Here is a 13,605-nt window from a genome sequence, read left to right as displayed (position 1 = left end):
TTATTTATCGAAAACCTCGTTTACTGTGCAGTTCAATTTACCATCGTGTAATTGTGCAATTAAAGTATCACCTTTTTTTACTTGGCTATGGGAGTGGATCACTTGCCCTAGTTCGGTGGTGTTAATGGCATAACCACGATTGAGAGTACTCAATGGGCTGACTACATTCAAGACTTCTGCTTGACTGGCTAACCGATGCTGTAAGCGGCTTAAGTTATCTCTGATCGCTTTAGTTAAGCGCATATTTAGTTGGCTATTGTGTTGCTGTAATAGAGCCAGTTGCTTATCAGGTTTGAATTGTGACAGGCTATGGCCATACTCCTGAAGCCGTTGTTTTTCATGGCTTAATTTAGTTTGAACGGCATTTTTTAAACGCATTTCTGCCATATCCAAGCGCTGCATATTCTCGTTAAGCTTTTCTTTCGGATGACGTAGTCGTTTGACTAATTGCACTAGATGGAAGCGCTGCTGGTTAATGCGATTTTGTAAAATACGTATCAGCGAGCGCTCCAGTTGTTCAAAGCGTCCAAGCCATTCAAAGCGATCAGGGCTGACTAATTCAGCTGCAGCGGATGGTGTGGGGGCGCGAAGGTCTGCTACATAATCGCTAATGGAGGTGTCCACCTCGTGACCTACGGCACTAATAGTGGGAATGCGGCTATGATAAATTGCCCTTGCGACTACCTCTTCGTTAAACGGCCATAGATCTTCTAAGCTGCCGCCTCCTCGGCCTACAATCAGAACATCACACACGTTGTCGCGATTAGCTCGCTCGATGGCTTGTGCAATTTGTGAGGCCGCTTGTTGGCCTTGTACTTGAGTCGGGTAGATAGAAATAGGTAAGTTAGGGAATCGACGCTTTAAAACAGAAATAATGTCTTTCACCGCGGCCCCTGTTGGGCTGGTGACTATGCCTAAATGTTTTGGGTGAGGTGGTAATGATTGCTTGTGCTGTGCATTGAATAAACCTTCTTGAAACAATCGCTGCTTGAGCTCTTCAAATGCCAGTTGTAACGCCCCTTCGCCAGCACTTTGCATGGCATCGACAATCAACTGGTAGTCGCCGCGGGCTTCATACAAACTGACAGAGGCCGTTACCACTACTTGATCCCCTTCTTTGGGAACAAACTTCAAATACTGGGTGCGGCTTTTAAACATGGCACAGCGAATTTGAGCTCGCTGGTCTTTAAGCGTGAAGTACCAATGGCCACTGCTGGGGCGAGCTAGGTTGGAAATTTCCCCTGTAACTTTTACTTTGTGCAAGTAGGTTTCTAGCAGCTCTTTGCTTTGTCGATTTAGCTGGCTAACACTCAGGATGTTATTTTTTTGTGCGAAGTTACTCATAACCACCTAATTAAGTGAATCAAATTTAAAAAACACTAGACAAAAACCTAGGGTTACTGGCTATGCTGGGGGCAATGCTTGATTCAACTATTTTCTTTGTATTCCAGTGAATAAGGAATCATACATGAAAAAGTTCATCGCTGGTGCTGAGGCAAGTATTGCTAGTTACATCATCACTGATGAATATGATCCAATACATTGGATCAATCACATAGGCCCTAAGCCACTGCTTATGCTTCATAGCCCTGATGATCAGACAGTTCCCTTTGGTAGAGGTCGGGATTTATATGATCAAGCCCGCGAGCCTAAAACTTGGGTGAGCACTCATGGTGCCCATATTGCTACGTTTGCTTTTGCGCAATATAGACAAACAACCCTAGAATTCATCGAAAACCTACCCTTTGGACCAGTAAAATCAAAGGAATAGGGTAATAGGCTTAAAATTCATACAAACTTAAGTAAATTTTGTTTTCGCCTATGCACCATTTAAGGTAGAATTACGCGCCATTCTTATTCAGGTATGGCGGTCCCATCATGTTGCGAATTGCCCAAGACGCATTGACGTTCGACGATCTTCTTTTAGTTCCCGGTTACAGCGAAGTACTGCCTAACCAAGTGAATCTAAAAACCAAGTTAACCCGTGATATTGAGCTTAATATTCCCCTCGTTTCAGCGGCGATGGATACGGTAACCGAGTCTCGTTTGGCCATTGCTATGGCTCAAGAAGGGGGTTTGGGTATCATCCATAAAAATATGACCATTGAGCAGCAAGCGGCTGAAGTTCGTAAAGTTAAAAAATACGAAAGTGGCGTGGTGAAAGACCCTATTACTGTTCCAAGCAATACCACGATTCGTGAGCTGATTGAAATTACCCGTCAAAACAATATTTCAGGTGTACCTGTGGTGGATGGTGCTGAACTTGTGGGTATCGTAACCGGCCGTGATGTGCGCTTTGAAACCAACCTAGACGCGAAAGTGTCTGCGGTAATGACACCTAAAGATAAACTGATCACCGTAACAGAAGGTGAAAGCAATGAAGTTGTGCAAGGCTTATTGCACAAATACCGTATTGAAAAAGTACTGGTTGTTAACGATAGCTTTGAGCTAGTGGGTTTAATGACGGTTAAAGACATCGATAAAGCCACGGCTTACCCTAATGCTGCTAAAGACGAGCAAGGTCGTTTACGTGTAGGTGCGGCCGTTGGTACAGGCCCTGAAACCCCTGACCGTATTACAGCCCTTGTGAATGCCGGTGTGGACGTAGTCATTGTGGATACCGCTCATGGTCACTCAAAAGGTGTAATTGAGCGCGTTCGTTGGGCAAAAGAAACCTTCCCTGAATTACAAGTGATCGGTGGCAACATAGCAACTGGCGCGGCGGCAAAAGCATTAGCAGACGCTGGCGCAGATGGCGTGAAAGTTGGTATTGGTCCGGGTTCTATTTGTACAACACGTATTGTTGCTGGTGTGGGCGTCCCACAAATAAGCGCCGTAGCGGATGTGGCCGCCGCACTCGAAGGTACTGGCATCCCATTAATTGCCGACGGTGGTATTCGCTTCTCTGGTGATATGGCCAAAGCGGTTGTGGCTGGCGCGTATGTGATTATGGCGGGCTCTTTATTAGCGGGTACTGATGAAGCACCGGGCGAAGTGGAATTATTCCAAGGTCGTGCGTATAAATCATACCGTGGAATGGGCTCGTTAGGTGCCATGGGTCAAAGCCAAGGCAGTGCGGATCGCTATTTCCAAGATTCAAAAGCGGGTAACGACAAACTTGTCCCTGAAGGTATTGAAGGTCGTATCGCCGTTAAAGGCCCAATGAGTAATGTTGTGCATCAAATGATGGGCGGTTTGCGTAGTGCAATGGGTTACACTGGTTGTGCCACTATTGACGATATGCGTACCAAGCCTGAGTTTGTGAAAATCTCATCAGCGGGTATGAAAGAAAGTCATGTGCATGACGTTCAAATTACCAAAGAAGCCCCCAACTACCGTTTAGGTTAAGGCGGCTTACTGGGCTCGTTCTAACTTTGTTAAAAATAAATTGGGTATCGTTATTTATAACTAATAAACGCCTCTACTCAATTTATTTTTAACCTAAAGGTCACAGGTGCCTCGTTAGACCTTTGTCAGCAGAGCCTCCCATCATTGATTGTGAGGCAGTAAAAGTATTTGTAGGTTGGGTTAGCCGCAGGCGTAACCCAACATAGAATTTCAACCTGTTGTTATTGCAACAGGTTTTTTAGTTTTAAAGATATGAGGTTTTCATGGCGGACATCCATTCACAGAAGATTCTAATTCTCGACTTCGGCTCCCAATACACTCAGTTGATTGCACGTCGCGTACGTGAATTAGGCGTGTTCTCTGAGATTCGTGCTTGGGACATGAGCTTTGAAGAAATCAAAGAGTTTGCCCCTAAAGCGATTATTTTAGCCGGTGGCCCAGAGTCCGTGCATGAAGAAAACAGCCCTCGCGCCGCGCAAGAAGTGTTTGATCTGGGCCTGCCAATTTTAGGTATTTGTTATGGTATGCAAACCATGTCAGAACAACTAGGCGGTAAAGTGGAAGGTTCTGACGTTCGTGAATTTGGCTATGCTCAAATTAAAGCAGAAGGTAACAGCGCATTATTTAAAGACATTGCCGACCATGTAAATGATAAAGGCGATAAGTTGCTGGACGTTTGGATGAGCCACGGCGATAAAGTCTCCACCATGCCAGAAGGGTTTGAGTTAATGGCGTCTACGCCGTCTTGTCCAATTGCTGGCATGTACCACCGTGAGAAAAATTTCTTTGGTGTACAGTTCCACCCAGAAGTAACGCACACCTTGCAGGGTGGTCGTATGTTAGAGCACTTTATTAAAGACATTGCTGGTTGCGAAGGCTTGTGGACCCCAGCCAATATCATTGAAGACCAAATCAAGCGCGTACAAGAACAAGTTGGCGACAAAAAAGTGCTGTTGGGTTTATCAGGTGGTGTGGATTCATCAGTGGTAGCCGCACTTTTACATAAAGCTATTGGCAGCCAGTTAACCTGTGTGTTCGTTGATAACGGCTTATTGCGTAAAAACGAAGGCGACATGGTTATGGATATGTTTGCCAAAAATATGGGTGTAAAAGTGATTCGCTCAGACAGTGCGGATTTATTCCTTGGCAAACTGGCAGGTGTGTCCGACCCAGAAGCCAAGCGTAAAGTGATTGGTAATACCTTCATTGAAGTATTTGATGAAGAAGCGGGAAAAATCAAAGACGTAGACTTTCTAGCTCAAGGCACCATTTACCCAGACGTAATTGAATCAGCAGCCTCTAAAACCGGTAAAGCCCATGTGATTAAATCTCACCATAATGTGGGCGGTTTGCCAGACGATATGAAAATGGACTTAGTTGAACCATTGCGTGAATTGTTTAAAGACGAAGTACGTAAAATTGGCTTAGAGCTTGGTTTACCTTACGACATGGTTTACCGTCACCCGTTCCCAGGCCCAGGTTTAGGGGTGCGCATTTTAGGTGAAGTGAAAAAAGAATACGCTGACGTACTGCGTGAAGCGGATGCCATCTTCATTGAAGAACTACACAACTTTGATTGGTACCACAAAACCTCACAGGCGTTTGTAGTGTTTTTGCCAGTTAAATCAGTCGGTGTGGTAGGGGATCAACGTCGCTACGAGTGGGTTGTATCTTTACGTGCCGTTGAAACCATCGACTTCATGACGGCTCGTTGGGCGCACTTGCCTTATGATTTACTAGAAAAAGTATCAAACCGCATTATTAACGAAATCGAGCATATTTCCCGTGTGGCCTATGATGTGTCATCTAAGCCTCCGGCTACGATTGAGTGGGAATAACGCTTAAAGCAGCCTAGTTCATCATGTTTTGTTGAAGATCATTTATCTTCGCGTCGCTTATAAAGCAGAAGCGCTTCTTAGATAAATGATTTTCGCTTTATCTTGTTATTGATGTTTTCTCTTTGAAGTGCGAATTGTATGAAAATGATATTCATGAAAGAGATAAGTCTTTGGTTTTTAATGCTATAAGCTTCTTTAAAATCAGATGACTACGAGTTTTTTCGATTAGTTATTCGGTGCGCATCTAAGCAAAGTTATGTCTAGCGGTCTTATATATTTAACTTGGCTTGAATCATCGTATTGTTTAATATGTATTTTGAGACTTAGTTAACAATTTAAAGGCTTGAAGTCGGAAAATAGCAATGGGCAATAGTCTTTAAAAACAAATATATTCGGAGTAGAAACAGTGAAAAATGTAATTTTACACGTGGGTCATGGTAAAACAGGAAGCTCTTATTTGCAGTCTGTTCTTGCCTTAAACACTTCTTATCTGCTCGATGCCGGAATTTTATACCCTGATCATCGCAGTTTGAGTAAGGCAGCTAAAGGACTAATTTCTTCGGGTAATCAAGGGTCTCTTGATATAGAGATGATTGAGAAAGCTGATCAAAATACTGTTTTATTTAGCGGTGAAGCATTATTTTTAAAAATGCTAAAAGGGGATTTGTTGGAGGCATTATCAAAGAATTACAAATTAAAAGTAATTATGTATACAAGAGATGTTATAGATAATGCGATTTCTAGATGGGCGCAAGAAGTTAAAAGGAGTGGCGGTACACAGGATATAGATACTTATTTGAATACAGTCTCTGTAGGTCCTTATCCTAAAGTTGTCGAATGGATTGAAAAGTCGAAAGAATTAAATTTTGAATTAGTACTGAAAAATTATTCTTTACATGAAAAAGATCTTGCTGCTGAATTCTTTAGTGATGTGATAGGGAAAGACATCGATGTTTCAAATTTGGTGTTACCAAAGGCTGAAAAAGTTAATAGAAGCTTAACTCATTCCGAAAATGAAATTCAAAGGTTGTTTAATATATTCGATCCAGAATCAAGCTCCTTATATATATCAGATTTTCTAGTTAATAAATTCCCTGACTTGGAATCATCATCAATCAAAATTTCTAAAAAAACGTTCAGAATTTTAAATAAGAAGAACTCTGAATATATTAATAAGATAAATGAGTTCACAGCTGAAAATGAGAAAGTAAATATTGGTGATGAGAAAGAGCTTGTAATTAGAAGAAATGCCGATAAATCATTACCGAATGAAGTGCTTGTTGCTCTTGGTGAGAGTATAAAAAATAAATTTTCTAAGAAGGAAGACGTCAATGAAAATCAAGTCAAGGATGGTATAAATACTTTTAAAGTGCTACGCGATACAGCTTTGAAAATCGAGAAAGGTGCCAAACTGGATTTATCTGATGCGCTTGAACTAATGAAAGCCGCTCAAGAGTTGAGACCTAATGGTGCTGTGATTAATCAAAAAGTAGAAGAGTGGTCGGAAAAACTAGCTTCAGAAGAAACAGTGGAAGCTTAAATTTCAATGACTCTTGGAAAGGGGTTAGGATCTTACTATTTTAAAATGCCTTTATAAGGCATTTTTTTGGATAAAAAATAGAGGAATAGAGTGTTCAGCTTATCGAATATAGAACATCAATTGGCATCGGATGACTACCTTTCCAATAAACGTATAAAGTTAAGTGATGACTTAACAGAATTCCCTCAGGAAATTTTCCAACGTGCCTCAGACGTTGAGATTCTAGATTTAGGTAATAATCAGCTAACAGACCTGCCGGATAATTTTTCGGACCTTAAAAACCTGCGTATTCTGTTTTTAACCAATAATCATTTCGAACATATTCCTAAGGTGCTGTCTCAATGTGAAAGCCTAGAGATGATCGCTTTTAAAACTAATCGGTTAAAAAAACTTGACGAGCACTGCTTACCTAAAAGCACTCGCTGGTTAATTTTAACCGAAAACAAAATTGAGTCATTGCCCAATTCTATGGGTGAACTTACACAGCTAAAAAAACTCGCCTTAGCAGGGAATCAGCTACGAGCCTTACCAAAAAGCATGCAGAGTTGTACGGAGTTAGAATTGGTTAGGTTGTCTGCTAATCAATTATCCGAAATACCAAATTGGTTATTACGGTTACCTAAATTAAGTTGGTTAGGGTTTTCAGGTAATCCGATATCTCAGCCTATTAGTACCGTAACCAATATTCCCGCCTCTAATATGGATAGGTTAACTTTGCACCATCAAATTGGCGAGGGAGCTTCGGGTATTATTCATCAAGGGCATTGTCATGATGCAGATCAGCTGGTGGCGGTGAAGTTGTTTAAAGGGGATGTGACCAGTGATGGTTACCCAAAAGATGAAGTTCATTGCTGCTTAAAAACGGGTTACCACCCAAATTTGATCAAAGCCATATCCAAAGTTGAAGAGCCGAATCAGCTGGGGTTGGTTATGGAGCTTATACCGCAGGGTTACGGCAACTTAGGTTTACCACCTAGTTTAGAAACCTGTACCCGCGATACGTTTCCCGATAAAACGGAATTTACCTCAACAGAGATACTTAACATTGCCAAGCAAATGGTATCGACACTTTCACAAATGCATGAAAATCAAGTGAGCCATGGTGATGTATATGCCCATAACATCATGATCGATAAACAAGCTAATATCTTATTTGGAGATTTTGGTGCGGCCACGGATTTATCGAAATTAAATGACGGGCAGCGCCAGTGCATGCAGGCAGTTGAAGTACGGGCACTGGGTTGCTTGATGGATGACTTATTATCACTATGCGAACAAGATGATTTGTATCATGCATTATCAAGCACAACAGCGTTATGCATGTCATCTGAAATGACTCAGCGACCAAATTTGGCGGATTTAAATGAAGTGCTAGCAGCCATGTGACCGTTTTGAAATAGGGATGTTTATGAAGATATATATTTTGCTTTTAATGTTAATTGGTTTGCAGGGCTGTGTTGCTTATCCAAAAGAGGTTTGGGATCGTGCGGACTATAAGCGCTGTGATCTAATTACTCGTGAATTAGAATTAAAAGTATCAAATATGGGGAAGCCAAGTCCGGGTTCAGTTCGGTTTAAGTCAGCAGAAGAATTGATTGGTTTTATTGTCGCTTCTGGCTTTGTTGTTTCGACAACGGCTGTTATTTCAGGTTCTATTGTTATTGTGGGTAACACAATTCATTTTCTAGAAAAACAAGGTCGTTGTGACGATAGTATATTGAATGAAACCATAGAAGTATTTACAGAGCCTTTCTTGGAAACTGGTGGCGAGCTGATTGAAAACACCAAGCAAGATAAGTTGGTTGTAGATAAAGACCAGCGGAGCACTGATTAAAAATGGAACCATTTTTTTTACATAATGTTGATCGCAGCGAATCCGAGTCTATTAAATGGAAGCGCTATAAAAATAAAGATGTGATTCCACTTTGGGTGGCCGATATGGATTTCCACGTGGCACCACAGATTGTTGATGCCATTAAAAATAGAGCAAATCATGGGGTATTCGGTTATGGGTCCGATAGCCCTGTATTACGTGAACTAATTATTAAACACTGCCAAACACATTATAGCTGGGCCATTAAGCCTGAATGGATTGTGTTTACTCCGGGAGTGGTGAAGGGGTTAAATCTTGCCCGCGCCATTTCTGCGAATCACGGCAAGCCCGCTGGTATTACGGCGCTGCCGGTTTATCCACACCTTATGCATAGCGCGCCTATTCTGTCGTTTAAAGATCAAACGTTTAATACCATTAAACAAGGCGATTCTTGGTCATTAGATTTAGAGGGTATGAAGGCAAGCATAACAGATGAAACAGGTGTTGTGCTTTTATGTAACCCTCACAATCCAATTGGTAAGGTGTATAACCGTGAAGAGTTGCAAGCCCTTGCGGATGTGTGTATCGAGCATGACCTAATTATTTGTTCTGATGATATCCATTGCGATTTAATCTTAAATGGCAAACAGCACATCCCTATAGCGAGCTTGAGTGAAGAAGTGGCAAAACGATCCATTACCTTAATGGCGCCAAGCAAAACCTTTAACATTCCCGGTTTAGACATGGCATTTGCCATTATTTCTGACTCGGATTTACGCAAACAATACGCCCAGTTAATGGATGGTTTAGTGGGGCATGTGAATATCATTGGCATGCACGCAGCAGAAGCTGCTTTCAAGCATGGTGAGCCATGGCGTTTAGAATTGATTGAGTATTTAAAAGGCAATGCAGTGTTAATAGAGAGCACGGTTAATGGCTTAGCACTAATTGCCATGCAGCCCATAGAAGCCACTTATCTTGCTTGGATTGACGTTTCCCAACTAAACCTAGAAAACCCATATGCTTACTTCGAATCATTTGGCTTGGGGTTCTCCGATGGAAAAGACTTTGGTGATAATCAATATGTGCGCTTGAACTTTGGTTGTCAGCGCCCGTTATTAGTTGAAGCGTTAGCTCGATTTGAAAAGGCGATTAATGCGCGTTTAAAAGAATTAGCAAAAGGCTAAATTGTCGCAGGTCTGTGAAATTTCTTGCGCCTTTATTTTTTGGCGCATATGATTCCTCCTCGATTCACCAGAGGTAGAATAGTTATGGAATTATTAGATCAATTAGAAGCAAAAATCACCTTAGCACTTGAAACCATTGAGCTGTTAAATATGGAAAATGAAGAGCTAAAACAAGAACTAGATGCGTTGAAGTTAGAAAAAACACAAACGGCTCAACAGCATATGGCGATAGAAGAAAAAATCACAAAATTAATAAGTCAATTTAATCACGAAGCAGTGGATGCTTTATTAGCCGCTAATAGCTAACTGATTAATTGAACATAAAGCCCTCTAATGGGCTTTATTATGTGTGACGACACCTTAGTATTTAAGTCGGTATGTGCTTCATATTCAAATCTCAAATCCATTAATCGAACTCATTCAAGTCACAGGTTTCTTCACCTAGGGCTGCCTTGCACGAAAGCTGCGTAATCGCTAATCTAAGCCTCTTGAGGAAATCTAAATGAAAATAATTATAAGCATTCTGGCTTTCATAATTTTGTCTGGTTGTACTAGCTTGAAGCACTCTTTATTTGATATGGGAGTGGGCATTGAACGTAGCCGATCAGACTTAGAACAAAAATCCATCATCATTGATAACTTTGAATGGGCCTACTTAGAATCCACTGAACAAACCAATAAGCCAGTGGTTGTGCTATTGCATGGTTTTGGCGCTGACAAAGACAACTGGACCCGTATGGCGGGCTTTTTGAGTAACTTTCATATCATTGCACCAGATCTCCCCGGCCATGGTGACACCCCTTTTATAGAAGGTGAGCAGTACGGCTTTGACAAACAAAGCTTACGGCTTGCTAAATTTTTAAATGAACTTGGTCTGAAACGCTTTCATTTGGTCGGTAATAGCATGGGCGGTGGCATTGCTGTGCTATATGCTCATCGTCACCCAGAGCAAGTGGCCACATTATCCTTAGTGGATGCCGTAGGCTTTTACGGCGATCAACCTAGTAAATTAGAGCAAATCATCGAAGCTAATGGACCAAACCCATTAATAGTACGCTCAAAAGCTGACATGGAGCGGTTAATGGGTTTTACCATGGAGCAAGTACCAGATTTGCCATGGCCTGCCACAGAAGTACTGGCTGATCGCGCCATGGCCCGAGAGCAAGCCAATGACAAAATATTTAAACAGCTTAATCAAGAAATAGACGTGACTCACAATGCAGGTGGATTCCGTTATGCGTTTGAAAAACTTACCATGCCCACCTATGTATTGTGGGGAGAAGAAGACCGTGTGTTAGACGTATCCAGTGTGGATAAGTTTTTGCAATATACCCCAAACGTGCAAGTGGATATCCTGCCAAAAGTGGGCCACGCCCCTATGCTAGAAGTACCAGAAAAAACCGCAGACTTATTAAAAGACTTTTGGCGTTTAAGTAACGTCACATCATTGAACGCTGAACACAGATTAACCGACAATAATGAACTCTGATGAACAATACATGCAAGCAGCCATTGAACAGGCCATGCTTGCAGATCAACTAAACGAAGTACCTGTGGGTGCGGTGGTGGTGCTGGATGACCAAATCATTGGTCGTGGATTTAACCAACCCATAACCTCCCACGACCCATCCGCACATGCGGAAATCATGGCACTGCGCCAAGCTGCACAGTTTGTAGAAAATTATCGCTTAGTGGATGCTGATTTATACGTCACAGTAGAGCCGTGCACCATGTGCTCAGGTGCCGTTGTACATAGCCGCATTCGACGTTTAATTTACGGCACCACCGAACCTAAAGCGGGCGTAGCCCAAAGCCAAGAACAGGTTTTTGAAAAGCCCTACTTTAACCATCAAGTGGACGTTATTGGCGGTGTATTAGCGCAAGAATGCACAGACGTGATTCAAGCCTTTTTTAAAAGAAGAAGGGAAGAGAAAAAAGCGGCGAAGAAATAATCGTGCTTTAAGGTGTTTTTAAACACCTTAAAAAATTGTCTTGTAGTGATTGAAGCTCAACCGCCGAATAAAAAGTTATGTACGATTCGTCCAGGTGAGACTGTTGCAACAATACCCGCGATAAACGTTCCGGTAAATGCGCCAATCATGCAGCCCTTATGTATTATTAATTTATTATTCCGTATGGCCCATATACCAACAGAGATGCTTGATATTGATATAATTGAAAGTATATGGATCCAACTAAACCCACCATTTGTTTGAATGAAAAATGAAACCAGCGAACTGGTAAGCATTAAAACGACCCATGTTTTACCTACAAGCTTATGGGTATGAGTGCCTTTTTCTTGTGTGAGTATAAAAATACCAAGTAGCAATGCAGGTATAATCGATATTAAATGGATCATGATTTGAATTGACATTAATTATTTCCTTATTAAATGTCTAATGTAAATTGTGAAGGCTGTTAAGTAAAATTATCACCCTCATGGTTGTGACAACTTAACGCAAAGCTAAGCGTCCAGTGACGAGCGTCTTTGTGGGGGTATCAAGTCCTATGGAATGGTTATCGAATGTTTAGTGCTTTATTTTGCGCATAAAAAAATCCCTTGTATTACTACAAGGGATTGTTAATTTCTAACGGATTTTTTGTTTAAACGTTAAACAAGAAGTGTAATACGTCACCGTCTTTTACTATGTATTCTTTACCTTCTATACGCAGCTTACCCGCTTGTTTGCAGCCGGCTTCGCCCTTGTATTCGATGAAGTCGTCATAGGACATGGTTTCAGCACGTATAAAGCCTTTTTCAAAATCTGTGTGGATGGCCGCAGCGGCACGTGGCGCCGTACTGTTTTGTTTAATGGTCCAAGCACGCACTTCTTTTACGCCAGCTGTGAAGTAGGTTTGCAAGCCAAGTAGCTCATAACCACCACGAATTACGCGGTTAAGCCCCGGTTCACTTTGCCCCATTTCTTCAAGGAACATGGCTACGTCTTCAGGGTCATCAAGCTCAGAAATTTCTTGTTCAATTTTATTACAAACCGGTACAACTACGGCATTTTCTTTCGATGCAATCTCGCGAACGGTATCTAAGAACGGGTTATTTTCAAAACCATCTTCGGCCACGTTTGCAATGTACATGGTTGGCTTGACGGTAATCATGTGAAACATACGCACACGTTTTGTCTCATCGTCGCTTAGGTCCATTGCACGGATTGGTAAGCTGTTTTCTAACTGAGTGATCATTTTTTCAAGCAGGGCTTTGTCAGCAACGGCGTCTTTATCACCGCTTTTTGCGGTTCGGGTAACACGCTGTAATTGTTTTTCGGCAGATTCAAGGTCTGCTAGGATGAGTTCTAAGTTGATAACATCAATGTCATCAGCTGGGTTGATACGGTTTTCAACGTGGATGACATTTTCATCTTCAAAGCAGCGTACAACGTGTGCTATAGCATCCGTTTCACGGATGTTGGCTAAAAACTGGTTTCCTAGGCCTTCACCTTTTGAAGCGCCTTTCACTAAACCTGCAATATCTACGAATTCCATGGTGGTGGCGATGACTTTTTCAGGGTTTACGATCTGGGCTAATGCATCTAGACGGGCGTCTGGCATTGGCACTACGCCGCTGTTTGGCTCGATGGTACAAAATGGAAAGTTCTCTGCACCAATACCGGATTTGGTTAATGCGTTAAAAAGAGTAGATTTACCAACGTTTGGTAAACCAACGATGCCACATTTAAAACCCATGTTGTGTTCCTCGCTGTGCGCTATACGGGAGACGGGAGACGCTCTAAAGTCTTCGTTACACCGCTGCGGATATAAAAATTCTATTAGAAAAGTGGCCGCTTAATTTTGGCATTTTTCAGGTATTAATTTTTTGTACTACTTTTAATTGATCTAGAGTTGTTTCTTTAGTTTCAGAGTTCC

General features: G+C 41.8%; 13 protein-coding genes. 10 read left to right on the top strand and 3 right to left on the bottom strand.

Annotated elements, in window-relative coordinates; genetic code table 11:
- The gene (xseA, locus tag ABWV45_RS12370; RefSeq protein WP_353352018.1) at positions 1-1,344 is read right to left on the bottom strand and encodes an exodeoxyribonuclease VII large subunit; all 1,344 of its coding nucleotides are present in this window, start codon (positions 1,342-1,344) and stop codon (positions 1-3) included.
- Between the two features lie 124 nt (positions 1,345-1,468).
- Between xseA and ABWV45_RS12365 the strand changes: the two genes are divergently transcribed.
- The 10 genes from ABWV45_RS12365 (at position 1,469) to tadA (ending at position 11,678) form a co-directional block, all read left to right on the top strand.
- Positions 1,469-1,771: an alpha/beta hydrolase family protein gene (locus ABWV45_RS12365; protein WP_353352017.1), complete on the top strand. Its 303-nt coding sequence runs from the start codon at positions 1,469-1,471 to the stop codon at positions 1,769-1,771.
- 107 nt (positions 1,772-1,878) lie between these two features.
- Positions 1,879-3,348 carry an IMP dehydrogenase gene (gene guaB / locus ABWV45_RS12360; protein ID WP_353352016.1) on the top strand — a complete coding sequence of 490 codons (1,470 nt, stop codon included), beginning with the start codon at positions 1,879-1,881 and terminating at the stop codon, positions 3,346-3,348.
- A gap of 263 nt (positions 3,349-3,611) precedes the next feature.
- Positions 3,612-5,186: a glutamine-hydrolyzing GMP synthase gene (gene guaA, locus ABWV45_RS12355; protein ID WP_353352015.1), complete on the top strand. Its 1,575-nt coding sequence runs from the start codon at positions 3,612-3,614 to the stop codon at positions 5,184-5,186.
- A 406-nt stretch (positions 5,187-5,592) separates the two neighbouring features.
- Positions 5,593-6,726, top strand: a complete 1,134-nt coding sequence (locus ABWV45_RS12350) for a hypothetical protein (protein WP_353352014.1) — start codon at positions 5,593-5,595, stop codon at positions 6,724-6,726.
- Between the two features lie 90 nt (positions 6,727-6,816).
- Positions 6,817-8,112, top strand: coding sequence for a protein kinase (locus ABWV45_RS12345; RefSeq protein WP_353352013.1), 1,296 nt, complete (start codon positions 6,817-6,819; stop codon positions 8,110-8,112).
- A gap of 22 nt (positions 8,113-8,134) precedes the next feature.
- A complete protein-coding gene (locus ABWV45_RS12340; RefSeq protein WP_353352012.1) occupies positions 8,135-8,560 on the top strand; it encodes a hypothetical protein in 426 nt (141 codons plus the stop codon).
- A 2-nt stretch (positions 8,561-8,562) separates the two neighbouring features.
- Positions 8,563-9,726 carry a MalY/PatB family protein gene (locus ABWV45_RS12335; RefSeq protein ID WP_353352011.1) on the top strand — a complete coding sequence of 388 codons (1,164 nt, stop codon included), beginning with the start codon at positions 8,563-8,565 and terminating at the stop codon, positions 9,724-9,726.
- A gap of 84 nt (positions 9,727-9,810) precedes the next feature.
- On the top strand, positions 9,811-10,032 hold the full coding sequence (gene zapB, locus ABWV45_RS12330; RefSeq protein ID WP_353352010.1) for a cell division protein ZapB: 222 nt from the start codon (positions 9,811-9,813) through the stop codon (positions 10,030-10,032).
- Positions 10,033-10,228: 196 nt separating this feature from the next.
- Positions 10,229-11,215 (top strand): alpha/beta fold hydrolase, encoded by a 987-nt coding sequence (locus tag ABWV45_RS12325; RefSeq protein WP_353352009.1) that lies wholly within the window; start codon positions 10,229-10,231, stop codon positions 11,213-11,215.
- Complete coding sequence (tadA, locus tag ABWV45_RS12320; RefSeq protein WP_353352008.1) at positions 11,205-11,678, top strand: tRNA adenosine(34) deaminase TadA; 474 nt, start codon at positions 11,205-11,207, stop codon at positions 11,676-11,678. Before ABWV45_RS12325 ends, tadA begins: the two co-directional genes overlap by 11 nt.
- 56 nt (positions 11,679-11,734) lie before the next feature.
- Here tadA and ABWV45_RS12315 read toward each other — a convergent pair whose 3' ends face one another.
- Positions 11,735-12,100: a DUF2306 domain-containing protein gene (locus tag ABWV45_RS12315; protein WP_353352007.1), complete on the bottom strand. Its 366-nt coding sequence runs from the start codon at positions 12,098-12,100 to the stop codon at positions 11,735-11,737.
- A gap of 230 nt (positions 12,101-12,330) precedes the next feature.
- Positions 12,331-13,425, bottom strand: a complete 1,095-nt coding sequence (gene ychF / locus ABWV45_RS12310) for a redox-regulated ATPase YchF (RefSeq protein ID WP_353352006.1) — start codon at positions 13,423-13,425, stop codon at positions 12,331-12,333.
- Positions 13,426-13,605 lie beyond the last annotated feature (180 nt).

Source organism: Oceaniserpentilla sp. 4NH20-0058 (assembly GCF_040371755.1).
Lineage (GTDB): Bacteria > Pseudomonadota > Gammaproteobacteria > Pseudomonadales > Oceanobacteraceae > Bermanella.
This window is presented reverse-complemented; position numbering and strand designations above follow the sequence as displayed.

Excerpts from the sequence above, each read along its gene's own strand:
- xseA (WP_353352018.1), bottom strand. The coding sequence starts at position 1,344 with ATGAGTAACTTCGCACAAAAAAATAACATCCTGAGTGTTAGCCAGCTA.
- ABWV45_RS12365 (WP_353352017.1), top strand. The coding sequence starts at position 1,469 with ATGAAAAAGTTCATCGCTGGTGCTGAGGCAAGTATTGCTAGTTACATC.
- guaB (WP_353352016.1), top strand. The coding sequence starts at position 1,879 with ATGTTGCGAATTGCCCAAGACGCATTGACGTTCGACGATCTTCTTTTA.
- guaA (WP_353352015.1), top strand. The coding sequence starts at position 3,612 with ATGGCGGACATCCATTCACAGAAGATTCTAATTCTCGACTTCGGCTCC.
- ABWV45_RS12340 (WP_353352012.1), top strand. The coding sequence starts at position 8,135 with ATGAAGATATATATTTTGCTTTTAATGTTAATTGGTTTGCAGGGCTGT.
- ABWV45_RS12335 (WP_353352011.1), top strand. The coding sequence starts at position 8,563 with ATGGAACCATTTTTTTTACATAATGTTGATCGCAGCGAATCCGAGTCT.
- zapB (WP_353352010.1), top strand. The coding sequence starts at position 9,811 with ATGGAATTATTAGATCAATTAGAAGCAAAAATCACCTTAGCACTTGAA.
- ABWV45_RS12325 (WP_353352009.1), top strand. The coding sequence starts at position 10,229 with ATGAAAATAATTATAAGCATTCTGGCTTTCATAATTTTGTCTGGTTGT.
- tadA (WP_353352008.1), top strand. The coding sequence starts at position 11,205 with ATGAACTCTGATGAACAATACATGCAAGCAGCCATTGAACAGGCCATG.
- ABWV45_RS12315 (WP_353352007.1), bottom strand. The coding sequence starts at position 12,100 with ATGTCAATTCAAATCATGATCCATTTAATATCGATTATACCTGCATTG.
- ychF (WP_353352006.1), bottom strand. The coding sequence starts at position 13,425 with ATGGGTTTTAAATGTGGCATCGTTGGTTTACCAAACGTTGGTAAATCT.